The organism is Cellulomonas sp. FA1, from assembly GCF_000986825.1.
GTDB lineage: Bacteria > Actinomycetota > Actinomycetes > Actinomycetales > Cellulomonadaceae > Cellulomonas > Cellulomonas iranensis.
In genome coordinates this window covers 642676-667139 of record NZ_LBMY01000001.1, presented here as the reverse complement: position 1 = coordinate 667139, position 24464 = coordinate 642676, and the positions used below count along the sequence as shown (strand labels likewise).

General features: G+C 76.1%; 20 protein-coding genes. 3 read left to right on the top strand and 17 right to left on the bottom strand.

The window, feature by feature from the left end:
* Positions 1 to 201: 201 nt before the first annotated feature.
* From GY42_RS02930 to mraZ, 16 genes are all read right to left on the bottom strand, one after another.
* Positions 202 to 900: a DivIVA domain-containing protein gene (locus GY42_RS02930; protein ID WP_046528188.1), complete on the bottom strand. Its 699-nt coding sequence runs from the start codon at positions 898 to 900 to the stop codon at positions 202 to 204.
* Between the two features lie 169 nt (positions 901 to 1069).
* Positions 1070 to 1354, bottom strand: coding sequence for a YggT family protein (locus GY42_RS02925; RefSeq protein WP_046528187.1), 285 nt, complete (start codon positions 1352 to 1354; stop codon positions 1070 to 1072).
* A 3-nt stretch (positions 1355 to 1357) separates the two neighbouring features.
* Complete coding sequence (locus GY42_RS02920; RefSeq protein ID WP_046528186.1) at positions 1358 to 1834, bottom strand: cell division protein SepF; 477 nt, start codon at positions 1832 to 1834, stop codon at positions 1358 to 1360.
* A 176-nt stretch (positions 1835 to 2010) separates the two neighbouring features.
* On the bottom strand, positions 2011 to 2793 hold the full coding sequence (locus GY42_RS02915; RefSeq protein ID WP_046528185.1) for a polyphenol oxidase family protein: 783 nt from the start codon (positions 2791 to 2793) through the stop codon (positions 2011 to 2013).
* Between the two features lie 8 nt (positions 2794 to 2801).
* Positions 2802 to 4079, bottom strand: coding sequence for a cell division protein FtsZ (ftsZ, locus tag GY42_RS02910; protein WP_046528184.1), 1278 nt, complete (start codon positions 4077 to 4079; stop codon positions 2802 to 2804).
* 216 nt (positions 4080 to 4295) lie between these two features.
* Complete coding sequence (locus GY42_RS02905; RefSeq protein WP_236686697.1) at positions 4296 to 4847, bottom strand: cell division protein FtsQ/DivIB; 552 nt, start codon at positions 4845 to 4847, stop codon at positions 4296 to 4298.
* 570 nt (positions 4848 to 5417) lie between these two features.
* Positions 5418 to 8093 (bottom strand): UDP-N-acetylmuramate--L-alanine ligase, encoded by a 2676-nt coding sequence (murC, locus tag GY42_RS20090; RefSeq protein ID WP_046528183.1) that lies wholly within the window; start codon positions 8091 to 8093, stop codon positions 5418 to 5420.
* Positions 8086 to 9354 (bottom strand): putative lipid II flippase FtsW, encoded by a 1269-nt coding sequence (gene ftsW, locus GY42_RS02895; RefSeq protein WP_082131333.1) that lies wholly within the window; start codon positions 9352 to 9354, stop codon positions 8086 to 8088. Before ftsW ends, murC begins: the two co-directional genes overlap by 8 nt.
* Positions 9351 to 10820: a UDP-N-acetylmuramoyl-L-alanine--D-glutamate ligase gene (murD, locus tag GY42_RS02890; protein WP_046528182.1), complete on the bottom strand. Its 1470-nt coding sequence runs from the start codon at positions 10818 to 10820 to the stop codon at positions 9351 to 9353. The genes ftsW and murD overlap by 4 nt, the downstream gene beginning before the upstream one ends.
* The gene (gene mraY / locus GY42_RS02885; protein WP_046528181.1) at positions 10821 to 11903 is read right to left on the bottom strand and encodes a phospho-N-acetylmuramoyl-pentapeptide-transferase; all 1083 of its coding nucleotides are present in this window, start codon (positions 11901 to 11903) and stop codon (positions 10821 to 10823) included.
* Positions 11900 to 13330 (bottom strand): UDP-N-acetylmuramoyl-tripeptide--D-alanyl-D-alanine ligase, encoded by a 1431-nt coding sequence (locus GY42_RS02880; protein WP_046528180.1) that lies wholly within the window; start codon positions 13328 to 13330, stop codon positions 11900 to 11902. Before GY42_RS02880 ends, mraY begins: the two co-directional genes overlap by 4 nt.
* Complete coding sequence (locus GY42_RS02875) at positions 13327 to 14889, bottom strand: UDP-N-acetylmuramoyl-L-alanyl-D-glutamate--2,6-diaminopimelate ligase (RefSeq protein ID WP_052748183.1); 1563 nt, start codon at positions 14887 to 14889, stop codon at positions 13327 to 13329. The genes GY42_RS02880 and GY42_RS02875 overlap by 4 nt, the downstream gene beginning before the upstream one ends.
* A gap of 23 nt (positions 14890 to 14912) precedes the next feature.
* A complete protein-coding gene (locus tag GY42_RS02870; protein WP_236686696.1) occupies positions 14913 to 16778 on the bottom strand; it encodes a peptidoglycan D,D-transpeptidase FtsI family protein in 1866 nt (621 codons plus the stop codon).
* Between the two features lie 116 nt (positions 16779 to 16894).
* Positions 16895 to 17314, bottom strand: coding sequence for a hypothetical protein (locus tag GY42_RS02865; RefSeq protein ID WP_046528179.1), 420 nt, complete (start codon positions 17312 to 17314; stop codon positions 16895 to 16897).
* Positions 17311 to 18309 carry a 16S rRNA (cytosine(1402)-N(4))-methyltransferase RsmH gene (gene rsmH / locus GY42_RS02860; RefSeq protein WP_046528178.1) on the bottom strand — a complete coding sequence of 333 codons (999 nt, stop codon included), beginning with the start codon at positions 18307 to 18309 and terminating at the stop codon, positions 17311 to 17313. The genes GY42_RS02865 and rsmH overlap by 4 nt, the downstream gene beginning before the upstream one ends.
* Before the next feature lie 230 nt (positions 18310 to 18539).
* Entirely contained in the window at positions 18540 to 19013 is a 474-nt protein-coding gene (mraZ, locus tag GY42_RS02855) for a division/cell wall cluster transcriptional repressor MraZ (RefSeq protein WP_046528177.1), read from the bottom strand.
* Between the two features lie 497 nt (positions 19014 to 19510).
* On the opposite strand from mraZ, the gene GY42_RS02850 reads away from it, so the two are divergent.
* The 3 genes from GY42_RS02850 to GY42_RS02840 are packed head-to-tail and all read left to right on the top strand — an operon-like array spanning position 19511 to position 24125.
* The gene (locus GY42_RS02850) at positions 19511 to 20509 is read left to right on the top strand and encodes an AAA family ATPase (RefSeq protein ID WP_046528176.1); all 999 of its coding nucleotides are present in this window, start codon (positions 19511 to 19513) and stop codon (positions 20507 to 20509) included.
* Positions 20509 to 21765 (top strand): DUF58 domain-containing protein, encoded by a 1257-nt coding sequence (locus GY42_RS02845; RefSeq protein WP_046528175.1) that lies wholly within the window; start codon positions 20509 to 20511, stop codon positions 21763 to 21765. Before GY42_RS02850 ends, GY42_RS02845 begins: the two co-directional genes overlap by 1 nt.
* Entirely contained in the window at positions 21762 to 24125 is a 2364-nt protein-coding gene (locus tag GY42_RS02840; RefSeq protein WP_046528174.1) for a transglutaminase domain-containing protein, read from the top strand. Before GY42_RS02845 ends, GY42_RS02840 begins: the two co-directional genes overlap by 4 nt.
* Here GY42_RS02840 and GY42_RS19290 read toward each other — a convergent pair.
* Positions 24112 to 24444, bottom strand: a complete 333-nt coding sequence (locus GY42_RS19290) for a putative quinol monooxygenase (RefSeq protein ID WP_160309390.1) — start codon at positions 24442 to 24444, stop codon at positions 24112 to 24114. The genes GY42_RS02840 and GY42_RS19290 overlap by 14 nt on opposite strands.
* Positions 24445 to 24464: the final 20 nt, after the last annotated feature.

Here is a 24464-nt window from a genome sequence, read left to right as displayed (position 1 = left end):
TGCGCGTCTGCGCCCGCGCACAACATCACGCGCCGCCCCCGCCGCGGGCGCGACACGCCGTGCCGACCTGCACCCGCGCCGTGACGTGGGGCACGCGACGACGGCCGGGGCGGTGTGGTCGCGCGACCACACCGCCCCGGCCGTCCCGGGGTACGCCGACGCCGCCGGGGGTGGCACCTCCCCCGGCGGCGTCGTGGTACGTCAGATGCTCTGCGTCTCCGCGACCGGCTGACCCTGGCCGGAGCGCGGGGGCAGCGCGTTGCCGCGGTTCTCGAGGTCGCCCAGCAGGTTCTCGAGGTAGCTCTTCAGACGCGTGCGGTAGTCGCGCTCGAAGACGCGCAGCTCGTCGATCTTGCGCTCGAGGAGCGACCGCTCCTGCTCTAGCTGGCCGAGCGTGCGCTGCGACGTCTCCTCGGCCTCCCGCACGATGCGGGTCGCGCGGGTCTTGGCCTCGTTGATGAGCCGGTCCGACTCCTCCTGGCCGCTGCGGACGTAGTCGTCGTGCAGCTTCTGGGCCAGCGCGAGCATGCCCGTCGCGGACTCCGGCTCGCTGCTGCGACCCGGCGCGGGCGCCGACGTGGCCGCCACCGGCGGCTGCGCCAGGGCCGGCACGGGCGCGGGCTGCACCGGCGCGGGCGCCGGGGCGGGAGTGGGCTCGGGCGTCGGCTCCGGCTTGGGCGCCGGCGCGGACTGCTGGGCCCCGGCACGGCTCAGCTCGGCGATGCGCCGCTCGGCGGCCGCGAGCTTCGTCTTGAGGTCGTCGTTCTCGCCCTGCAGGTCGCGCAGGGTGTTGACGACCTCGTCCAGGAAGTCGTCGACCTCGTCCTGGTCGTAGCCCTCACGGAACTTGGTCGCCTGGAACTTCTTGTTCAGGACGTCGTCTGCGGTGAGCAGTGCCATCGTCGTCACCTCTGTCGGTCGTACTGGGTCCGGTCGGCGGCAGTCAGTCCACCGACCACCTCGGGCCACGGTAGCGGAGTTTCGGGGCGGTGCACGCCCCCCGGGGCACGGGCGACGCGGGTCGCCCGGCGTGCATCACGGCGGGTCCGCCGCGGTGTCGTTCGGCTGCTCACACGCTCGCGAGCAGCGACATCAGGAACGTGCAGCCCAGCGCGAGCACCAGGAACGCGAGGTCCAGACGCACCGAGCCGATGCCGATCGGGGGCAGCACGCGTCGCAGCGCGCGCAGCGGCGGGTCGGTCACGCTGTAGGCGACCTCGGCGACGACCAGCACGAAGCCGGTCGGCCGCCACTCGCGCGCGAACACCTGGACCCAGTCCAGGACGAGCCGCACGAGCAGCAGCAGGAAGAAGACGAGGACGACCAGGTAGAGCAGGTTCGCGAAGATGCGCACGCGTCAGCTCTGGTTGTAGAAGCCGGCGCGCGCCGGCGGCTCGGGCGCCGCGGTGTCGCCCGCGAGCTCGACGTGCGCGGGCGAGAGCAGGAACACCTTGGCGGTGACCCGCTCGATGGCTCCGTGCAGGCCGAAGATCAGCCCGGCCGAGAAGTCGACGAGGCGCTTGGCGTCCGCGTCGTCCATGTCGGTGAGGTTCATGATCACGGGCGTGCCCTCGCGGAACGCCTCGCCGATCTTGCGCGCGTCGTTGTACGAGCGCGGGTGGATCGTCGTGATGCGTCGCAGGTCGCCGGACTCGCGCGGGGCGGGCGCGGCCTGCACGCGCGGCGTGCGGTGCAGCGGCGTCACCTGCGCCTCGTACGTCTCCTCGGGCACGGCGGTCTCCGTCTCCTCGTACTCCTCGAGGTACTCCTCGTGGTCGGACCGGTCGTCGGCCAGGCCGAGGTACAGCATCGTCTTGCGCAGCGCTCCGGCCATCGCGTCGTCTCCCATCCGCCAGGTCTCCCCGACTCCCGCGCCCCCGCACGCCCCGTCACCGTCGGACCGGTGCCGGACGTCCCTGCGCTGGTCACGCTAGCAACGCGGACCGCACGCGGCTCGGCGACACGCGGGCGTGTCGGGAGTCGGGCGCACCGGCCGTGACCTGTGCCACGTCACGGCGCCGCGGCCGGGTCCACGAGCCGGACGACGCCCGCGAAGCGCCCCGTCGCCGGGGCGCGCTCGTGGACGGAGCGGCGGTGCGAGTAGAGCGCCGCGTCGCCGTAGGTGTCGCGGCCGTCCACGTGGACGTCGCCGACGCCGCACGCCGCGAGGACCGCGACCACGCCCGCCGCGAGGTCGACCGCGGGGGTGCCCGCCGCCGTCACGCCCGCGGCCGCGGGGACCCGGGCCGCGACGGCGTCCCGCATCGCCGCGGGGACCTCGTAGGAGGCGGCCGCGATGCAGGGCCCGACGGCCGCGCGGGTGCGGCCGGGGTCGGCGCCCAGCGCGACCATCTCCGCGACCGCGGCCTGCAGGACGCCGGCCACGAGCCCCGGGCGACCCGCGTGCACCGCCGCGACGACGCGCGCCACGGGGTCCGCGAGCAGCACGGGCGCGCAGTCGGCCACGTAGACCCCGAGCGCGACCCCGGTCGCCGTGGTCACGAGCGCGTCGGCGCGGACCTCGGGGTCGAGTCCCCCGGGGCCGACACGGACGACGTCGGCGCCGTGCACCTGGGTCGCGAGCACGAGCGGCGCACCGAGGCGCTGCGCGACGGCGTGCCGGTTGCGGGCGACGACCCGCGGGTCGTCGCCGACGGCAGACCCGAGGTTGAGCCCCGCCCACGGTCCGGCGCTGGCGCCGCCCGCCCGCGACGTGAACCCCGCGAGGACACCCGCCCCGAGCGGGACGACGGCGAGCTCGACGTCGTCCGCCGGTGCGGGCGCGCCCGGCACGACCGCCCCTACTTGAGGAAGTCGGGCACGTCGAGGTCGTCGCGCTCACGACGGGCCGGCGGCTCCTCGGCGAGGACCCGCGGCACCTCGAGCGCACCGGTGACCGGACGCGGCTCGGCCTCGGTCGACAGGAACGCGGGCACCTCCTGCTGCGGCGAGGCCCCCGTCGCCGCGGACGAGCCCACGGGCACGAGGTCCTCGTCCGCGACCTGCACGGGGCGCGGCGTCGGCACGGCCGACGCACCCGGCAGGGTCGTGACGGGCGCGACCGCGGGGACCTGGCGGGCCGTCGACCCGCTCACCTGGCCGAGCGCGCGGCCGTCGCGGCGCTGCACCGGACCACCGCCGTCGAACCCGGCGGCGATGACGGTCACGCGCACCTCGTCGCCGAGCGCGTCGTCGATGACCGCGCCGAAGATGATGTTCGCCTCGGCGTGCGCCGCCTCCTGGACGAGGCGCGCGGCCTCGTTGATCTCGAACAGCCCGAGGTCGGAGCCGCCCTGGATCGACAGCAGGACGCCGTGCGCCCCGTCGATGCTCGCCTCGAGCAGCGGCGAGGAGATCGCCATCTCGGCGGCCTGCACGGCGCGGTCCTCGCCGCGCGCGTACCCGATGCCCATGAGGGCGGACCCGGCGCCCTGCATGACGGACTTGACGTCGGCGAAGTCGAGGTTGATGAGGCCGGGGGTCGTGATGAGGTCGGTGATCCCCTGGACGCCGGACAGCAGCACCTGGTCGGCGGAGTGGAACGCGTCGAGCACCGAGACGTTGCGGTCGGAGATCGACAGCAGCCGGTCGTTCGGGATGACGATGAGGGTGTCGACCTCGGCGCGCAGCGCGTCGATGCCCGCGTCGGCCTGGACCGAGCGGCGGCGGCCCTCGAAGGTGAACGGCCGCGTGACGACACCGATCGTCAGCGCGCCGAGCGAGCGCGCGATGCGCGCGACGACGGGCGCACCGCCCGTGCCGGTGCCGCCGCCCTCGCCCGCGGTGACGAAGACCATGTCGGCGCCGCGCAGGACGTCCTCGATCTCCTCCGCGTGGTCCTCGGCGGCCTTCTTGCCGACCTCGGGGTCGGCGCCCGCGCCGAGCCCGCGCGTGAGCTCGCGGCCGACGTCGAGCTTGACGTCGGCGTCGGACATGAGCAGGGCCTGGGCGTCGGTGTTGACGGCGATGAACTCGACACCCTTGAGGCCGACCTCGATCATGCGGTTCACGGCGTTGACGCCGCCCCCGCCGATGCCGACGACCTTGATGACCGCCAGGTAGTTCTGCGGAGCTGCCACGGTGGGTGCCTCTCGTTCGCGGGTCGCGGCGTGCTGGGCCGCTGGTGCTCGCCCCGGCGCGCGGGACTGGTGCGATGAACCTTCACCCTCAGGTTGAGGGTGAGAGTTATGTCAGGTGTGTTGTCGGGACGTGACGCTAGGTCGCCGCTCCCCGTCGTTCAACGACCACCGCGCGCGTGTCGGCGATCCTCGCCGCCATCGGCGGCGTCGACCCCGTCACCGGGTGATCGGCAGGCGCGGTGCGGACACGTCGAGGACCGACGCACCGGCCGCCTGCGGCGCCGCACGCAACGCCTGCAGCACCGCGATCTTCAACGGCGTCTCGTCCGCGCTCCCCCAGTCGACCTGGGGACCGTCGCGCAGCTGCATCGTCACGGTGTCCTGCGTCCGGGCCGCCACCGACCCGACCTGCGCCAGCAGGTCGGGCGGCAGCTGCTCGAGCACCCGCAGGACGGCCGTCAGCGTGCGCTCGTCGCCGACCGGCACGTCGACCGTGGGCAACCCCTCCGGCGGGGCGTCGGCGCGACCGACCTGCACGCCCTGCTCGTCGAGCAGGACGACGCCCCCGCCGTCGGGCTCGGGCACCGCGGCGACCGGCTCGCGGGACACCAGCTGGACGGCGAGCCCGTCCGGCCACTCGCGCACCACGCGCGCCTCGCGCACCCCCGGCACGTCGAGCACCGCGTCGCGCAGACCCACGGTGTCGAGCCGCGGCAGCGGCGTCCCCGCGCGCTCCGCGACCACCGCGAGCACCTGGTCGACCGCCACGACCGTCCCGGCCCCGTGACCTCGACCTTCTGCGGGTCGAGCGCGAGCACCGGCGACAGCAGCAGCAGCCAAGCCAGACTCCCCGCACCCAGGACGCCCCCGGCCGTGAGCAGCAGCTGCCGGCGCGCGAGGTGCCGGCGCGCCCGCGCGCGCTCGGCGAACCGCTCCTGGGACGTGGTGGACACCACGGCCGGTCGCACGGGCCCGGAGAACCGACCCGTCGTGTACGTCGTGACGGTCCGCGTCGCCCCGTCGACGGCACCGTCGGCGTCGCACCCGACGTCGCCCGCGCCGCACCCCGCGCACCCTCGCGCGGCGTCGCGTCGGCAGCCCGTGCCGGACGCGACCCGGGACCGCTCGCCGCGCGCCCCGACCCGCCGGCTCCCGCCGGGCCGTCGGCGAGCCCCGGGCGCGCGACCGGACGCGCCGCGCGGGTCGGCGTCGTGTCGGGCTCGTCGCCGGACGGCGAGGGCTCGGCGGTCGGCCCAGGACCGGGGCGTGCGACCGGACGCCGGGGCGCCGCCGGCCGCGACGCCGCCGGGCGTCGCGGTGCCGGCGGGCGCTGCGGGCTCACGGCCGGGCACCACCCGCGGCACCACCGTCGGCCGGCGTCGCCTCCGCGCCCGCGACCTCGGCGCGGGCCGCCAGCTCCGCCAGCACGACCGGGCCCAGGTCGGTCACGTCACCAGCCCCGACCGTCAGCAGCAGGTCGCCGGGGCGCGCGAGCGCGGCCGCGGCCCGCGCGGCGTCCTCCCGGCCCGGCACGAACACGGCCTTGCCGGGCGTCGGCACGTGCGCGACGACGAGCGCACCCGTCACCTCGGGGTCCGGGTCCTCACGCGCCGCGTACACGTCGGTCACGACCACCGCGTCGGCGAGGTCGAACGCCGCGCCGAACTCGCGCGCGAACGTGCGCGTGCGGGAGAACAGGTGCGGCTGGAACAGCACCACGACGCGCCCCTCGCCCGCGACCTGGCGCGCGGTCCGCAGCAGCGCCGCGACCTCGGTCGGGTGGTGCGCGTAGTCGTCGACCACGCGCACGCCGTCCGCGCTGCCGCGGTCCTCGAAGCGGCGACCCGTCCCGACGAAGTCGCCGAGCCCGGCCGCGGCCTCCTCGCCCGGGACGCCCAGCCGACGCAGCGCGCACCAGGCCGCGGCCGCGTCGAGCGCCATGTGCGCACCGGCCACGCGCAGGTGCAGCACCACCGGCGACTCGTCGCGCGGCGTCAGCTCGACGCGCCACCGGCCGTCGTCGGTCGCCGTGCTCTCGCCGACGCGCACGTCCGCGTCCGGGGCCGCGCCGTACGTGCGCACCTCGACACCGCGCGTCGCGAGCCGGTCGCGCGCGGCGGCCACGAGGCGCGCCGATCCCGCGTCGTCCGCGCACGCGACGAGCAGCCCGCCGTCGCGCACGCGGTCGGCGAACCGCTCGAACGCGGCCTCGAAGCGTTCCTGCGTGCCGTAGTGGTCCAGGTGGTCGGGCTCGACGTTCGTCACGACCGCGACGAGCGGCTCGTAGGCGAGGAACGAGCCGTCGGACTCGTCGGCCTCGGCGACGAACGGCCCCTCGCCGTGCCGCGCACCGCCGAGCGTGCCCGCGGTCGAGCGCACGACCCCGCCGATCGCGAACGACGGGTCGGCGCCCGCGTGCACGAGCGCCGCGGCCACCATGCCCGACGTCGTCGTCTTGCCGTGCGCGCCCGCGACGGCGACCGCGTCGCGGTCCGCCATGAGCGCGGCCAACGCCTCGGACCGGTGCAGCACCGGGACGCCGCGCTCGCGCGCCCGGGCGACCTCGGGGTTGGTGTCGCGCACCGCCGACGAGACCACGAGCGTGTCGACGTCCTCGACGTGCGCGGCGTCGTGCCCCACGTGCACCGTCACGCCCGCGGCCCGCAGCGGCGCGAGCGCCGGGCCGTCGTGCGCGTCGGACCCGCTGACCCGCAGGCCGCGCGCCGCGAGCAGCGGCGCGACCGCCGACATCCCCGCACCGCCCACGCCGACGAGGTGCACACGGCCGAGGTCGGCCAGCGCCACCGGCCCGCGCTCCCCCGGGTCCGCGACGGCGGGGACGTGCGCGCGGCGCCCGGCGGCCGCCGGTGCCGTGGCCCGCAGGTGCGCGGGCAGCTGCGCGTCGACCAGGTCCGCGACGCGCGCGGCGGCGTCGCGGACGCCGACCGCGGCGGCCGCCGCGCCCATGCGCGCGCGGGTCTGCGCCGCGTCCCCCGAGCCCAGCAGCACCGGGACGTGGGCGCGGACCCACGCCGGCGTGAGGTCGGCGTCGTCCACGAGGACCCCGCCGCCCGCGGCGACGACGCCCGCCGCGTTGAGCCGCTGCTCGCCGTTGCCGAACGGCAGGGGCACGTAGACCGCCGGGATCCCGAGCGCGGCGAGCTCGCAGACCGTGCCGGCGCCCGCGCGGCCGACGACGACGTCCGCGACCGCGAGCGCGCGGTCCATGGCCGTGAGGTACTCCACCACGTGGTAGCGCTCGGCGCCCGGCACGCCCTCGAGCGCCGCGCGCACCTCGTCAGCCTTGCCGCGGCCCGTCAGGTGCAGCACCTGCGCACCCGTCGCGAGCAGGTCGGCGGCCGCACCGGCCACGGCGCGGTTCACGCTCACCGCGCCCAGCGAGCCCCCGGTGACCAGCAGCGTCGGCAGCTCGGGGTCGAGCCCGAGCGCCGCGGCACCCTCGCGGCGCGTCGCGGCCGCGTCGACGGCGCGGGCCGCGAGCAGGTCCTGCACCGCGGTGCGCAGCGGCAGGCCGGTCACCTGCGCACCCGGGAGCGCGGTGCCCTCGAACGTCACGGCGACCGCGGCCGCCCAGCGCGCACCCAGCCGGTTCGCGAGGCCCGCGCGGGCGTTCTGCTCCTGCACGACGACGGGGATCCCGCGCCGGCGCGCCGCGAGGTACGCGGGCGTCGCGACGTACCCGCCGAACCCGACGACCACGTGCGCGTCGACCGCGTCGATCGCGTCCTGCGCGGCACGCACCGCGGCGCGCAGCCGCCCGGGCAGCCGCAGCCAGTCGGGCGTGGGACGGCGCGGCAGCGGCACGCGCGGCACGACGTGCAGGTCGTAGCCGTGCTCGGGCACGAGCCGGGACTCCAGTCCCTCGGCCGTGCCGAGCACCGCGATCCGCCCGTGCGGGTGCCGACGGCGCAGCTCGTCGGCGACCGCGAGCAGCGGGTTGACGTGCCCCGCGGTGCCGCCGCCCGCGAGCAGGACGCCCGGCGCGTCAGCCACGGGTCCGCCCGATCACCGCGAGCGAACGCCGCACGACCGAGGGTCGGGCGGCGAGCGCCTCGGCGGCGCCCGGCTCGGAGCGGGCGAACGAGAGCAGCATGCCCAGGGCGGCCATGGTCATGATGAGTGCGGAACCTCCGGCGGAGACGAGCGGCAGCGGCACCCCGATGACGGGGGCCAGTCCGATGACGACGGCGATGTTGACGAGCGCCTGCCCGACGATCCACGCGAAGGCGGCCGCGGTGGCGATCTTCACGAAGGGGTCGGGGTGACGGCGCATGATGCGGACCATCGCGAACGCGAGCAGCGCGAACAGCGCCAGCACGAGCAGCGTGCCGACCATGCCGAGCTCCTCGCCGAGGATCGCGAAGATGAAGTCGTTGTGGGCGGCCGGCAGGTAGGACCACTTCTCGGCGCTCTGCCCGAGGCCGACGCCGCTCCAGCCGCCCGTCGCCAGGCCGTAGCCCGCGTGCAGCGTCTGGTAGCACTCGTTCTGCACGTCGCAGTCCGCCGACAGCCACGACATGATGCGCGCCATTCGGTTCTCGCTGCCGATCGCGAGCGCCGCGACGCCCGCCGCGGCCACCGCGCCGGCGACCGCGAAGATCCGCAGGGGCACGCCCGCGACGAACATCGCCCCCGCCACGAGCAGCACCATCACCATCGCGGTGCCCAGGTCGTGCCCGAGGAGCACCACGCCGATCGCGACGCCCGCCACCGGGACGGCGGGCACCAGCGCGTGCTGCCACTCGTGCAGCAGCCGCAGCTTGCGCGAGAGCACCGCCGCGAGCCACACCACGAGCGCGAGCTTGACCGCCTCCGAGGGCTGCGCCGTGAAGCCCGGCACGCACACCCAGTTGCGGTTGCCGCCCGCACCGCACCCGAGCGGCGTGAACACCAGCAGCTGGAACACCACGGCGAACCCCAGCAGCGGCCACGCCGCCGCCCGCATGAGACGCACGGGCACCCGCGACAGCACGAGGAGCACGGGCAGCCCCATGAGCGCGTACTGCGCCTGGCTGAAGAACACCGCGTACGGCGACTTCCCGGCCGCGAGCGACTCGACGCTCGAGCTCGACAGCACCATGACCAGCCCGATCGCGACGAGCAGCAGCGTCGCCCCGAGCAGCACGTAGTAGCTCGTCACGGCGGAGTTCCAGGTGCCGAGGAACGCGGGCTCGCGCACCTCGGGCGTGCCGCCGGGCGGCGTGACCGCGCGGGTCGGTGCGCTGCGCGGGCGCGCGTCGGGGCCGGGCGTCACGGCGCGCCGTCCGCGCGCCGCTCCTGCCCGGCGTCGTCGCCCCCGAGGCGGTGGACGGCCGCGGCGAACGCGTCGCCACGCGCGGCGTACGAGGCGAACTGGTCCATCGACGCGCAGGCCGGTGCCAGCAGCACGGTCACGGGCACGCCCTCCGGCGCACCGGCGGCGAGCCGGCGCGCGGCGGTCACGGCGCGGTCCATCACCGGTTCAGTGTCACCGGCGTCCACCTCGAAGACCGGGACGTCGGGCGCGTGTCGGGCGAGCGCGTCGCGCAGCGGCGCACGGTCCACGCCGACGAGCACGACGCCGCGCAGCCGGTCGCGCCGCTCGCGCACGAGGTCGTCGAACTCCGCGCCCTTGGCGAGGCCGCCCGCGACCCACACGACCGACCCGGGCTCGAAGGCCGCGAGCGAGGCCGACGCGGCGTGCGCGTTGGTCGCCTTCGAGTCGTCGACGTACGCGACGTCGTCGACGCGGCCGACCGTCACGATGCGGTGCGCCCCGGGCGCGAACGCCCGCAGCCCGTCCCGCACGTGCGCGGGCTCGACGCCGTGCGCGAGCGCGAGCGCGGCCGCCGCGAGGGCGTTGCGCACGACGTGCGGCGGCACGACGCCGCCCGGCCCGGCGAGCTGCGCCAGGTCCGCGAGCGTGCCGAGCTCGGCCGCGTGCGTGTGCCGCAGCCGCGCGAAGCCCCGGTCGACGAGCACGTCGTCGACCAGCCCCACCTGCCCCACGGCGGGCGTGCCGAGCGTGAAACCGACGGCGACGCAGCCGTCGACGACGTCCGCGTCGCGCACGAGCCGCTCGGTCACGGGCTGGTTCGCGTCGTAGACGCACGCGACCTGCGCGTGCTCGTAGATGCGGCCCTTGTCCGCCGCGTACGCCTCGAGCGACCCGTGCCAGTCGAGGTGGTCGGGGGCGACGTTCAGCACCGCCGCGGCCTGCGCCGACATCGAGGACGTGTGGTGCAGCTGGAAGCTCGACAGCTCGACCGCGAGCACGTCGAGCGCGGGGTCGACGGCCGCGAGCACGACCGGCGTGCCGACGTTGCCCACCGCGAGCGTGCGCCGACCGGCGGCGCGCAGGATCGACTCGAGCATCCCGACGGTCGTCGTCTTGCCGTTCGTCCCCGTGACGGCGAGCCACGGCGCGGGGCCGTCGCCGCCGTCGCGCGGCACGCGGACGTGCCACGCGAGCTCGACCTCGCTCCAGACGGGCACGTCGCGCTCGCGCGCCGCGACCAGCAGGGCGTGGTGCGGCGGCAGGCCCGGCGACGCGACGACGAGGTCCGCGCCGGCGAGACCGTCGGCGACCAGGACCGCGACGTCGTGCGCGTCCGCCTCCGGCGCGCGGTCGTCGTACGTCACGACCCGGGCGCCGCGGTCGGCCAGCACCTGGGCCGCGGCGCGGCCCGAGACCCCCAGGCCCGCGACGAGCACCGTGCGACCGTCGAAACGTGCGTCCACCTACTGCGCCACCCACTCCGCGTAGAAGATCCCGACGCCGAGCGCCACGAACAGCCCGGCGATGATCCAGAACCGGATGACGATCGTCACCTCGCCCCACCCCGACAGCTCGAAGTGGTGGTGCAGCGGTGCCATCTTGAACACCCGCTTGCCGGTCATCTTGAAGAACCCGATCTGGATGACGTCCGACAGCACGATGAGCACGAAGAGCCCGCCGATGATCGCGCCGAGGATCTCGGTGCGCGTGAGGATCGTGAGCGCCGCGAGCGCACCGCCCAGCGCGAGCGAGCCGGTGTCGCCCATGAAGATCTTCGCGGGGCTGGCGTTCCACCACAGGAAGCCGAACAGCGCACCCGTGATGGCCGCGGCGACCACCGCGAGGTCGAGCGGGTCGCGGGTCTCGTAGCACCGTGGCCCGGCGGACAGGATCGCCTGGCAGCTCTGGTTGAACTGCCAGACGCCCACCAGCACGTACGCACCGAACACGATGAGGGACACACCGGTCGCGAGCCCGTCGAGGCCGTCGGTGAGGTTCACCGCGTTGGACCAGGCGGTGATGAGGAAGTTGGCCCAGACCACGAACAGCACGAGGCCGACCGTGACGCCCGCGAACGCGAGGTCGAGGTTCGTGTCACGGATGAACGAGATGCGCGTCGAGGCGGGCGTGCGGAACTGCCCGTTGGGGAACTGCAGCGCGAGCACCGAGAACACGACGCCCACGACGCCCTGGCCCACGATCTTCCACAGCGGCGACAGCCCGAGGGACCGTTGCCGGGAGATCTTGATGAAGTCGTCGAGGAAGCCGACGACGCCCAGCCCGGTCATGAGGAACAGCGCGAGCAGCGCCGACGCACTCGGGCGGGTCCCCGTCAGCAGCAGGCCGAGCGCCCAGCCGACGAGCGTCGCGCCGATGATGACGACGCCGCCCATCGTGGGCGTGCCGCGCTTGGTGAAGTGCGCGGTCGGGCCGTCCTGCCGGATGAACTGGCCGTACTGGCGCCGCACGAGGAACCGGATGAACAGGGGCGTGCCGAGCAGCGCCAGCAGCATCGAGATGCCGCCCGAGATCAGGACTGCCCTCATGCGTCGGCCCCCGTCAGCACGTCGCCGAGGCGCCACAGGCCGGCGCCGTACGACGACTTCACGAGCACGACGTCGCCCGCGCGGAGCTCGTCCGCGAGGAACGCGGCCGCGGCGTCGACGTCGTCGACCAGCACGACCTCGTCGCCCCACGACCCCTCGTGGTTGGCCCCGTCGCGGATCGCACGCGCGCCCTCGCCGACGACGACCGTGAGCCCGATGTTGAGGCGCACCACGAGCCGCCCGATCGCGTCGTGCGCCGTGCGGTGCTCGTCGCCCAGCTCGAGCATCTCGCCGAGCACCGCGACCGAGCGACGCTCGCGCCCGGCGATGACCGCGAGCGCCTTGAGCGCGGCGCGCATCGAGTCCGGGTTGGCGTTGTACGAGTCGTCGACCACGGTCACGCCGTCGGGGCGGTCCACGACGTGCATGCGGTGCGGCGACAGCGCGTCGGCCGCGGACAGGCCCGCGACGACGTCGTCCAGGTCGAGGCCGACCGCGAGCGCGCACGCGGCGGCAGCGAGCGCGTTGTGCACGTGGTGCTCCCCCACGAGCCGCAGCTCCACGCGGCGCTCGTGGGTCGCGCCGTCCACGGCGTGCACGAGCGTGAACGACGCGCGCCCGAGCCCGTCGAGACGCACGTCCGCCGCGCGCACCTGCGCGTCGGGCGCGACGCCGAACAGCACGACCGGGCCGGGCGCCTGCGCTGCCATCGCGCGCACGCGGTGGTCGTCGGCGTTGAGCACGGCCGTGCCGTCGGGCACGAGCCCCGCGACGATCTCCGCCTTGGCGCGCGCGACGTCCTCGACCGTGCCGCCGAAGCCGCCCAGGTGGGCGTGGCCCACCAGCAGGACCGCGGCGACGTCGGGGGGTGCGACGTCGGTGAGGTACGTGAGGTGGCCGGGGCCGCTCGCGCCCATCTCCAGCACGAGGAACCGCGTGGCCTCGTCGGCGCGCAGCACCGTGAGCGGCAGCCCGATCTCGTTGTTGAACGACCGCACGGGGGCGACCGTGGGGCCCGCCGCGCCGCACAGCTGCGCGAGCAGGTCCTTGGTCGTGGTCTTGCCGACCGAGCCGGTGACGCCCAGCACGCGCAGGCCGCTGCCGCCGGGGGCCGCCGCGGCCTCGCGCAGGCGCACGAGCACGTCGCGGGCCAGGTCGCCCAGCGCGCGCTCGACGTCGGGCACCACGACGCACGGGACGCCGTCGAGGGCGCGCGCGGCGAGCACCAGCGCGGCGCCGGCCTCGACGGCCGCGGGCGCGTAGTCGTGCCCGTCGACGTGCTCGCCGGGCAGCGCGACGAACAGGCCGCCGGTCAGCGCCTCGCGCGAGTCGACGACGACCGGGCCGGTGACGACCTGGTGCGCGGGGACGCCGGCGAGCGTGCCGCCGGTCGCGGCCGCGATCTCCGCGGCGGTGAGGGCGATCACGCGTGCTGCTCCCGGCGCTCGGCGCGGGCGGCGAGGAACACGTCACGGTCGTTGTAGCGGTGGAACACCCCGGCGATCTCCTGGGTCGGCTCGTGGCCCTTGCCCGTGACGATCACGGTGTCGTCCGGACCAGCCAGACGAAGGGCGTCGCGGATGGCCTGCGCGCGGCTGGTCGCCTCGTGCACGTCGGCCAGGTCGGGGCGCACGTCGCGCACGCCCTCGAGGATGGCGGCCCGGATGGACGCGGGGTCCTCCGAGCGCGGGTTCTCGTCGGTGACCACGAGCACGTCGGCCAGCCGGGCGCCGACCTGGCCCATGATCGGGCGCTTGCCGCGGTCGCGGTCGCCGTCGGACCCGTAGACCAGCACGAGCCGGCCCGGCGTGATCGGGCGCACCGCCTCGAGCGCGAGCGTGAGCGCGTCGGGCGTGTGCGCGTAGTCGACGAGGCACAGCGGCCAGCCGTCGCCGCGCTCGACGACGCGCTCCATGCGTCCCGGGATCGCGTGCGCGCGCCCGACCGCGTCGATCGCGGCGCCCAGCGGCACGCCCGCGGCGTGCGCGAGCACGACCGCCAGGGCGGCGTTCGACACGTTGACGAGACCCGGCAGCGGGCTGTGCGCCTCGTGCACGCGGCCGTCGGGCCCGCGCAGCGAGAACCGCGAGCCCACGCCGTCGAGGCCCACGTCGGCGTCGACCACGACCCAGTCGGCGCCCGCGCACACCGGGCTGCCCGCGCGCGTCGCGACGCTCTCGACCGGGATCGGCGCCTCCTCGGCGAGACGCTGGCCCCACACGTCGTCCACGACGACGACGCCGCGGCGCGCCTGCTCGGGCGAGAACAGCCGCGACTTCGCGCGGAAGTACCCCTCCATGTCGCCGTGGAAGTCGAGGTGGTCGCGCTGCAGGTTCGTGAAGCCCACGACGTCGAACCGCGTGCCGAGCACGCGCCCCAGGGCGAGCGCGTGCGACGAGACCTCGGTCGTCAGCGCCGTCGCGCCGCGTTCGCGCGCGAGCGCGAGCAGCGACTGCAGGACGGGCGCCTCGACGGTCGTGCGCGGGCTCTCGACCGCGTCGTCGCCGATCCGCAGCTCGACCGTGCCCAGCACGGCGGTGCGCTCGTGCACGGCCCGCAGCGCGGCGTCGACGAAGTACGTCGTCGTGGTCTTGCCGTTCGAGCCGGTGACGCCGACGGTCACGAGGCGCTCGCCGGGGTCGCCCAGCGCCCACGCGGCCACCGGCCCGGCCAGCAGCCGGGGGTCGTCGGCGAGGAGCACCGGCGTGCCGGCGGGCACGAGCGCGGCGCCCTCGTCGTCGGTCAGCACGGCCACGGCCCCGCGCGCGACCGCGTCGGCCGCGAACCGTGCGCCGTGGACCTTCAGGCCCGGCACCGCGACGAAGAGGTCGCCCGGCGCCACGTCGCCGCTCGCCATGGACACACCCGTGAAGGTGGTCCCGGCGGCGTCGGGGCCGGTGGTCCGCAGCGCGAACGCCGCGACGAGGTCGTCGACCCTGCGGGCCGGCGGGTGCTCAGGGCGCAGCCGGCCCAGGGGGGACGTCATGGGGAGGAATCTACCCCGGTCGGTCACTCCCACGTCGCCGGGTACAGCGTCGGAGCGGCCCCCGAGGGCGCGATCCCCAGCTGCTGCAGCGCGTATCCCGTGACGTCCGCGAACACGGGCGCGGCGACCGTGCCGCCGTACGTCGACGTGCGGGGGTTGTGCAGGATGACCGCCGTCACGATCTGCGGGTCGTCGGCCGGGGCGACCCCGATGAACGACGACGTGTAGCCGCTCGGGTTGAAGCGCTGCGCGGTGCCGGTCTTGCCGGCGACACGGTAGCCGGGGATGGCCGCGTTGGTGCCCGTGCCGTCGTCGACGACGCTCTCCATCATCGACAGCACGCTCGCGGCGGTCTGCTCGGAGACGACGCGCGTGGCCTCGGGGGCGTCCTTCGCGACGTAGGTGCCGTCGGCGTCGGTGTACCCCGCGACCATGTGCGGCGCCACGCGCACGCCACCGTTGGCGATCGTCGCGAAGACGCTCGCGGCCTGCAGGGCGTTGACCGACACGGCCTGCCCGAACATGACGGCGTACTCGTCGCGGCCCTGCCACTTGTCGGGCGTGCGCAGGCTGCCCGGCGTCTCGCCGGGCATCTCGATCCCGGTGCGCTGCCCGAACCCGAACTTGGCCATGTAGTCGTACCGCTGCTGCTTCGAGAGCCGCTGGCCGAACTCGACCGTGCCGACGTTGGAGGACTCCGCGAAGATCCCCGTGGCCGTGAGCTTGAGCACGGGGTGGTCGTGCGAGTCCTTGATCGTCTCCCCCTGGGGGGTCTGCCACCGGTCCGCGACCTGGAACCGCTCGGTCGGCTGCACGACGCCCTCCTCGAGCGCCGCCGCCATCGTCACGACCTTGCTCGTGGAGCCGGGCTCGAACGCGTCGGACACGCTGCGCGACAGCGCGTCGGCCGCGGCGTCGCCCGGTGCGTTCGGGTCGAACGCCGTGGAGTCGGCGAGCGCGAGCACGCGCCCGTCCTTCGTCATCACGACGACGGTCCCGGCCTCGGCACCCGTCGCCGCGACCTGGTTGCGCAGCGCCTCCTCGGCCTTCCACTGCAGGTCGAGGTCGAGCGTGAGCCGCACCGACCGGCCGTCGCGCGCGGGGGTCTGCTCGCCGGCACCGCCGGGCAGGGGCTGCCCGCCGCGCCCGCGCTCGTAGCTCTCCTGGCCGGCGGTGCCCTGCAGCTCGCCGTCCAGCGCGTACTCGAGCCCCTGCAGCCCGACGCCCTCGGAGTTGACGAAGCCGACGATGTTGCCGCCCACCGCGCCCTTCGGGTACACACGGTCCGCGACGCGCTCGACCACGATGCCGTCGAGCCGCAGGGCCCGGATCTCGCGTGCGACCTCCGGGAGCACGTCCTTGGCGACGACGACGTAGCCGCGGTCCCCCACGAGCCGCCCGCCGAGCTCGGCCGGGCTCGTGCCGAGCAGCGGCGCGAGCTGCGACGCGACGCCCGCGGCCCCGCTCAGCGCGTCGGCCGACCCGCGCCCCTTGTACGCCGCGACCTGGTTCTGGTTGACGACGACGCGGTACCGCTCGACGGACGACGCGAGCACGACGCCGTCGGCGTCCGTGATCTCGCCGCGCGCGCCCAGCGTGGAGACCTGCGTCATGCGCGCCGCGCGCGCCTGCGCCGCGATCTCGGGACCGGCGACGCCCTGCACGTAGACCAGCCGGCCGACGAACACCGACAGCACGAGCGCGAGCGTGACCACCAGCGCGACCATGCGCCCGCGCGACGCCACGACGGTGCGCGGCGCGGCGTCGCCCGCGGGCAGGCGTCGGCCCGCGCGGACGGCGCCCGTCGCCGGGCGCGCGGCGACGCGGTCACGCGTCGGGCCGCCCGCGCCGGGCCGACGACGCGGGACGGTGCCCGTGCGCTCGCTCACGCCGCCCACGGTGCCACGCGACGCGCGACGATCCGCAGCGGCGCGCGGGGCGGCTGCCCCCGAGCGCGCGTGCGGCGCGCGACGCACCCGCGACGCACCGCCGGGCGCCTGGGTGCTCATCCGGCCGCGGGGGCGGGGGCTCCCTGGACGCTGCCGTCCGCGAGCCGCAGCCACCCCGTGCCGTTGGCCTCCACCATGCCGAGCGCGCGCGCCGCCTCGGCGAGCTGCGTCGGCGACGACTTCGCGTCGAGCTGCGCGACGAGGTCCATGCGGTCCTGCCGCAGCCGCCCGAGCTCGTTGGACAGCTCGTACCGCTCGAACGCGAGCGACGCGACCTGCGTGTTGAGCAGCAGGGCGGCGAGCAGCGCACCGCCCAGCACGGCCATGCAGGCGAGCACGAACGGCACGCGGGACCGGGACTGCGCGGGCGCGCGGACGACGCGCAGCCGCGGGCGGGGCGCCGGGGCCGGGCGTGCCGGCTGCGGGTAGGCCCGCGCGGCACCGGTGCGGGCGGCGGCCAGGGGCAGGGCGCTCATGCGGCTCTCCTCGGGGTGCGCAGGTGGTCGGGGGTGGGACGCAGCCGCTCGGCGGCTCGCAGGCGGACGGACTGCGCGCGCGGGTTGCGCGCGAGCTCGTCGGGGTCGGCCTCCTCGGCGCCCCGGGTGAGGAGCCGCAGGTAGGGCGCGTGCGTCGCGGGCTCGACCGGGAGGTCGGGCGGTGCGCTCGACGTCGCGCCCGCGGCGAGCGTGCGCTTGACGAGGCGGTCCTCGAGCGACTGGTACGACTCGACGACGATCCGCCCGCCGACCGCGAGCGCCTCGACCGACGCGGGCAGCGCGCGCTCGAGGGCCGCCAGCTCGCCGTTGACCTCGATGCGCAGCGCCTGGAACGTGCGCTTGGCGGGGTGGCCGCCCGTGCGCCGGGTGGCCGCCGGCACGCCCGCGCGGACGACGTCGACCAGCTCCGAGGTCCGCGTGAGCGGCCGCTGCTCGCGGCGCCGCACGACGCCGCGCGCGATGCGCGCGGCGAAGCGCTCCTCGCCGTACTCGCGCAGCACCCGGGCGATCGCCCGCTCGTCGTAGGTGTTGAGGACGTCGGCCGCGGTCGGGCCGGTGGTCGGGTCCATGCGCATGTCGAGCGGTGCGTCGTGCGCGTACGCGAAGCCGCGCTCGACCTCGTCGAGCTGCAGCGACGACACGCCGAGGTCCATGAGGACGCCCTGGACCGCCGGGATGCCGAGGTCGTCGAGGACGTCGCGGATCTCGTCGTACACGGCGTGCACGCCCGTGAACCGGTCACCGAACGGCGCGAGCCGCGCCGAGGCCAACGCGAGCGCCTGCGGGTCGCGGTCGATCCCGACGACGCGCACGTGGTCGAACGCGCGCAGCACGCCTTCGGTGTGCCCGCCCATGCCGAGCGTCGAGTCGACCATCACGGCACCGGGGGCGGCGAGCGCGGGCGCGAGCAGGTCGAGGCACCGCTGCAGGAGCACCGGCGTGTGCCGGGTCGCGGCGTCGTGCTGCTCGTCCATCTGCCCTCCCCTGCTGGTCTCGCCGCGGCCGTCCGCTCGTGCGGGTCGCGGTGCGTGCGGTGCTCGGTGTGGTGGTGCCGGTCGTGCCCGTGGATGGCCGGACGGTCCCTCCTCCGTCCGGCCAGATCCCCCACCGACCCTCTGGCGCCGGGGAAGTGGCGTCAGAGCGGACGGGAGGAGGTCTCGTCGGGCGGAGCGGTCGTCGGGCGGTCTCGGGCGGGTGCTGCTCGTCAGAAGGGGCCGTTCGGGAAGACCTCCTCGGTGGTGTCGGCGTACCCGGCCTCCTGCTCCGCCAGGTACGTCTCCCACGCCTGGAGGTCCCAGATCTCGACGCGGGTGCCGGTGCCGATCACGGCCACGTCCCGGTCGAGCCCGGCGTACGTCCGGAGCATCGGCGGGATCGAGATGCGCCCCTGCTTGTCGGGCTGCTCGTCGCTCGCACCGGACAGGAAGACGCGCAGGTAGTCGCGGGCCTGCTTGCTCGTGACGGGCGCGGTGCGCAGCTGGTCGTGCATCCGGCGGAACTCGTCCATCGGGAGCACGAAGAGGCAGCGCTCCTGCCCGCGCGTCATCACGAGCCCACCGGCGAGCTGGGGCCGGAACTTCGCCGGGAGGATGAGCCGCCCCTTGTCGTCCAGGCGCGGCGTGTACGTCCCGAGGAAGGGCGCGAAGGAGCCGAAGGCGCCGGACGACTCATACGACACCTCACTCCCCTCCCGTGCGCCCCGACCGGTCGACCACCCCGGCGCGAGGGCCTCACCGACCCTCGCTCCGCAGCGGTGCGGACCAGCTCCCCCCAGCCCTCACCACGTGCCTCCACGGTACTCCACTTCCCTCCACCCGCATCTTTTGAATGCCGGAAGTTCACCCGTTCGATCCGCGTTCACGCAGGTCAGACACGTGGAGTGAAGTGGAGGGCCCGGACGCGCCCGGTGGCGCCGCGGCGCGTCGCGCGCGATCGGGACGCCGGACGAACCGGGGCCAACCCAGGCAATACGACCCCGCCACGGGTGCTCGGACGCCACCGGCGCTCCCCTGCGGCCCTGACGCGGCACCCGGGTGGGGCGATGTGGAGGGACGCGGGCCGCACGGCCGCGCACGACGCGGGCGACCACGGACGGACGACCCCGGGCGACGAAGGCCACCCGCGGCGCGCGCGCCATGCGTACGCTCGTCCCAGTCCGCCGAGGGAGCCGTACACATGTCGACACCGCCGACCCCGGACGAGCTCGCCGCGCTCGTCGCCGTCACCACCCGCCTGCGCGCGAACGTCGAGTCCGTCGTGACCGGCCGTCCCGAGCTCGTGCGCACGTCGCTCGCCGTCCTGCTGGCCGAGGGCCACCTGCTGCTCGAGGACGTGCCCGGCGTCGGCAAGACGACGCTCGCCAAGGCGATCGCGCGCAGCATCGACGCCTCGGTGGGGCGGATCCAGTTCACGCCGGACCTGCTGCCGAGCGACCTCACGGGCGTCAACATCTTCCGGGCGCAGACCCACGAGTTCGAGTTCCGGCCCGGGCCCGTCTTCGCGCACGTGGTCATCGGGGACGAGATCAACCGCGCGTCGCCGAAGACGCAGTCCGCGCTGCTCGAGTGCATGCAGGAGGCGCAGGCCACGGTCGACGGCCGCTCCTACCCCCTGCCCCGTCCGTTCCTCGTCGTCGCGACGCAGAACCCGGTCGAGATGGAGGGCACCTACCCGCTCCCCGAGGCGCAGCGCGACCGGTTCATGGCACGACTCACCGTCGGCTACCCGAGCGTCGAGGCGGAGCTCGACATGCTCGACGCGCAGGAGACCGCGGACCCGCTCGCGCGGCTGCGACCCGTCACCGACGCGGCCGAGGTGCAGCGCTGCGTCGACGTCGCGCGCCGGCTCTACGCGGCACCCGCCGTCAAGCGCTACGTGGTCGACCTGGTGACCGCGACGCGCGAGGACCCGGGCCTGCGGCTCGGCGCGTCGCCGCGCGCCGCGATCCAGCTGCTGCGGGCGTCGAAGTCGCTCGCCGCGATGGCGGGACGCGATCACGTGCTGCCCGACGACGTGCAGGAGCTCGCGGTCGCGGTGCTCGCGCACCGCCTGCTCCCGAGCACCGAGGCGCGGCTGTCCGGACGCACGACGCAGGACGTGGTCGCCGCCGTCGTCGCCCGCACGCCGCTGCCGGTCGCCACGACCGCCGCACCCGCCCGGCAGACCGCGGGCTGATGCGTCAGCGTCCGACCGCCCGGGGCTGGGCGCTCGCCGCGGCGGGTCTCGTCGCGCTGCAGGTCGGGATCGGCCTCGGCTCGCTCGACCTCGTCCGGATCGGCGTCCTGCTGCTGGCCCTGCCCGTGGTCGCGCTCGGCGTCGCGGTCGCGGTCGACGCGGCCCGCGGACGACGAGGACTCGCCGTCCGGCGGTCCGTGCTGCCGGACCCGGTGCACGCGGGTGAGGAGTCCCAGGTGGAGGTCGAGGTCCGCGCCACCGACCGCGCGGGCCGCGCACGCCTCGCGGGTCTGCGGTTCTCGGAGCAGGCGGCGGTCGAGCTCTCGGGCGGTCGGGCCCTGCGCGCGCGTGTCGTGCGCCGGCCGGAGACGGCCAGCGTCCGCTACACCGTGCGCGCGGGCCGGCGGGGCCGTTGGCCGCTGGGGCCGCTGGTCGTGACGCGCGTCGACACCTTCGGCGTCGTGCGCTCGCGCGCGACCCTCGGCGACGAGACCCAGGTGGCCGTGTGGCCCGCCGTCGCGGCCCTCCCCGCACCCTCCGACGTCCTGGTGGGCGAGCCCGACCGCGTCGCGCTCGGTGCGCGCACCCCGTCGACCGACGACGCCCACCTGCGCGACTACCGCGAGGGCGACGACCTGCGCCGCGTGCACTGGCGCTCGAGCGCACGCCGCGGCTCGCTGCTGGTGCGCTCGGACGAGCGTGCCGGGCTGCGCCCGGTGACCGTGCTGCTCGACCTGCCCGTGCGCGCGAGCGCGGCCGAGTGGACGATCTCGCTGACCGCGTCGATGGCGCTCGCGATGCTCGAGGCCGGGCACCCCGTGCGCCTGGCGGGTGCCGGCGTCGCACCGGGCGGGGGGTCGGGCGCGTCGCCGTTCGTCCACGCCCGCAGCGGCCCGGAGTCGCGCGCGGCGCTGCTCGACCTGACGATCGACCTCGAGCCGGCCCGGTCGGCGCCCGAGGGTGAGGCCGCGCTCGTCGACGCGGTCCGCGTCCTGGGCACGAGCCAGACGGGCGGCGAGATCGTGCTCGCGGCGCTCGGGCCGTTGACCCCGGGGGCTCGGGCCGGCCTCGCGCACCTCGGTGACGCCGCGCAGGCGTGGGCGGTCGTCCGCGAGGACGGCCGGACCTCCGGCGACGCACGCGACGCGCACGCCACGGTGCTGGCGCTGCGCCGAGCGGGATGGCGCGCCGTGCAGGTCACCACGGGCACGGACCTGCAGACCTGCTGGCTCGAGCTGCTGGGGGGCGCACGATGACGCCGACCCCCGAGCAGGGCGCGCGCGCGTGGCTCGGCGCCGCGCTGGGCGTCCTCGCGACCTGGGCCGCGCTGCTCGCGCTGTCGGGGCTCATCGTGGGGACGCGGTGGCTCGTCGTCGCCGGGGCCGCGGTGCTCGTCGTCGGCGCGACGACCGCGCTGACCCGGGCGCTCACCCGCCGGTGGTGGGTGCCGACCGCCGCCGGTGCCGCGGTCGCGGTCGTGGGGCTCGTCCTGCGCTACGGCGCACCACCGGGACGACCGCAGTTCCTGCCCGACCTCGACGCGCTGCGCCGTGCGTGGGCGACCGCGCAGCAGGGCGTGGCGGTCGTGAACGACTCCTTCGTGCCGATGCCGGACGTGCGTCCGGGCGAGATGCTCGTCGTCGTCGGCGCGGTCGCCGTGCTCCTGCTCGTCGACGCGGCGGTGCTCGCGCTCCGGGTGCCGGCGCTGGCCGGCGCCCCGCTGCTGGCGCTCTGGGTGCCCGCCGTCGTGCTCGGCTTCCCCGCCGGCGCCGCGGCCGTCTTCTGGACCGCCACCGCCTACCTCGCGCTGCTCGCCTACGGCGCCGCACCCCTGCACGTGCACGTCGGGCGCGCGCGCCGCGCGGTCGTCGCCGCCGTGACGGCGGCGGCCCTGGCCGGGTTGACCGTCGTGGCCGGCCCGCCGCTGATGGACGCGCCCGGCTGGGCGAGCGTCTCGCTGCCGACGTTCGGGTCGGGAGCGGTCGGGCCGCTCGAGCTCAGCGACGACCTCGACCTGCGTGACAGCCTCGGCCAGCGCTCGGGGCAGGTCGTGCTGACGTACCGGGTCGTCGACCCCACCGCCGGGCCCGACGCGGCGGCGGACGACCCCGGCGCGGACGACGACGCCGCCGCGGCGCCGGTCCCCGAGGACGCGGACGACGACGCCACCGGGCCGCCCGTCCCCGAGGAGGCCGGCGACGACGCAGCGGCGGCGCCCGCCGTCGACGCGCGCCTCGTGGGCCCGCTCCGGGCCTTCACCCTCGCGACGTTCGACGGCCGGCTCTGGGAGCGCACGGACTCGGACCGCCTCACCGACTGGGACCCCGCGCTGCTGCTGTCCTCCGACCCCGCACTGCGCGGCGTGCCGCCGTCGCCCGAGGCCGGCACGCTCGCGCAGGTGGACGTCTCGGTCGGCGCGCTGCGGGAGCGGCGACTGCCTCTGAGCACGTTCGCCCGCACGCTGACGGTCGAGGGAGCGTGGGGGTACGACCAGCAGCGCGACGAGGTCGTCGGCGAGCGCGCGACGCGCGAGGGTCTCACCTACGCGATGCAGGTGCAGGTGCCGTCGCTCAGCGCGGCCGACCTCCGCGGGGCCGAGGTCGGGGTGCCCGAGGACGCGGAGCTGTACACCGCGGTGCCCGCGACGCAGCACCGGGACGACATCGCGGCGCTCGCCGCCGAGCTGACGGCCGACGCGCAGGGACCGTACGAGCAGGCGCTCGCGCTGCAGACCTGGTTGCGCTCGATCGCCAACTTCACGTACGACACGCGCGTGCCCCCCGCACGGTCGTCCGACGCCGTGTGGGACTTCCTGGAGGACCGGCGCGGGTACTGCGTGCAGTTCGCGACCGCGATGGCGATCATGGCCCGCACGCTCGACATCCCGTCCCGCGTCGGCGTGGGGTTCCTGCCCGGCGAGCGGAACCGGGACGGCGAGTACGTCGTCACGGGCCGGCTCGCGCACGCGTGGCCCGAGCTGTACTTCGACGGTCAGGGATGGGTGCGGTTCGAGCCGACGCCGGCGTCGCAGACCGGCCCGCCGCCCGTCTGGGCGGACCCGTTCGCGGCGACGACGGCGACCGACCAGGTCCCGGAGGACGACCTCGACGCCGTCGAGCCCGGCGCAGCCCCGTCCGCGGCCCCGACCGCGCAACCGTCGACCCCGCCGTCGGCCGCGGACGACGCGAGCACCCCGTGGGTGCCGGTCGCGGTGGGCACCGCCGTGGGCACCGTCCTGCTGCTGGGCGCGGGAGCCCTCGTGCTCGTCGCCCGGCGGCGCCGCGCGTCCGCGGCGTCCCCGGAGCACGCGTGGACGCTCCTGCGGCGTGAGCTGGCGCGCGCCGACCTGCGCTGGTCCGACTCCGACAGCCCTCGCGCCGCGGTGCGACGGGTGCGCACCACGCTCGAGGAGCGCACCGGGGTCCCGCTCGCGGGGGCGCCGCTCGCCGCGCTCGAGCACCTCGCGACGGCCGTCGAGCAGGCGCGGTACGCACCGTCGCCGGCGCCGGTCCGGCCGGGCGAGCTCGACGCGTGGCGACTGGCGGTCCGCGCGGGCGTCGACGAGGCGGTCGCGTCGTCGACGGCGCGCCGCCGGGAGCAGGTCACGGCACGGTGATCGGCACGTCCTCGTAGGTCGACACGACCGGACCGGAGGCGAGCAGGCCGTGCCACCGCTCGATCAGGGCGCGCATGCGCGGATCGTGCTCGACGCGTTCCTGGTCACGACGCCAGGTCGCCTCGTCGGCGTACTCCATGATCTCGACGAAGGCGTCCGGGTCGGTGGTCGACCACTGCAGCCGCACGGCGACGCCGTCGGGCTCCTCGTAGACGGCGCGCGCCTCGGCGAGGAAGGACTCGACCGCGGGCCGCGCGCCCGGGAGCGCACGAGCGTGCAGGTAGAGATGGATCACGCTGACGAGCGTGCCACCGGGCATGCTCCAACGGTCGGGACGGA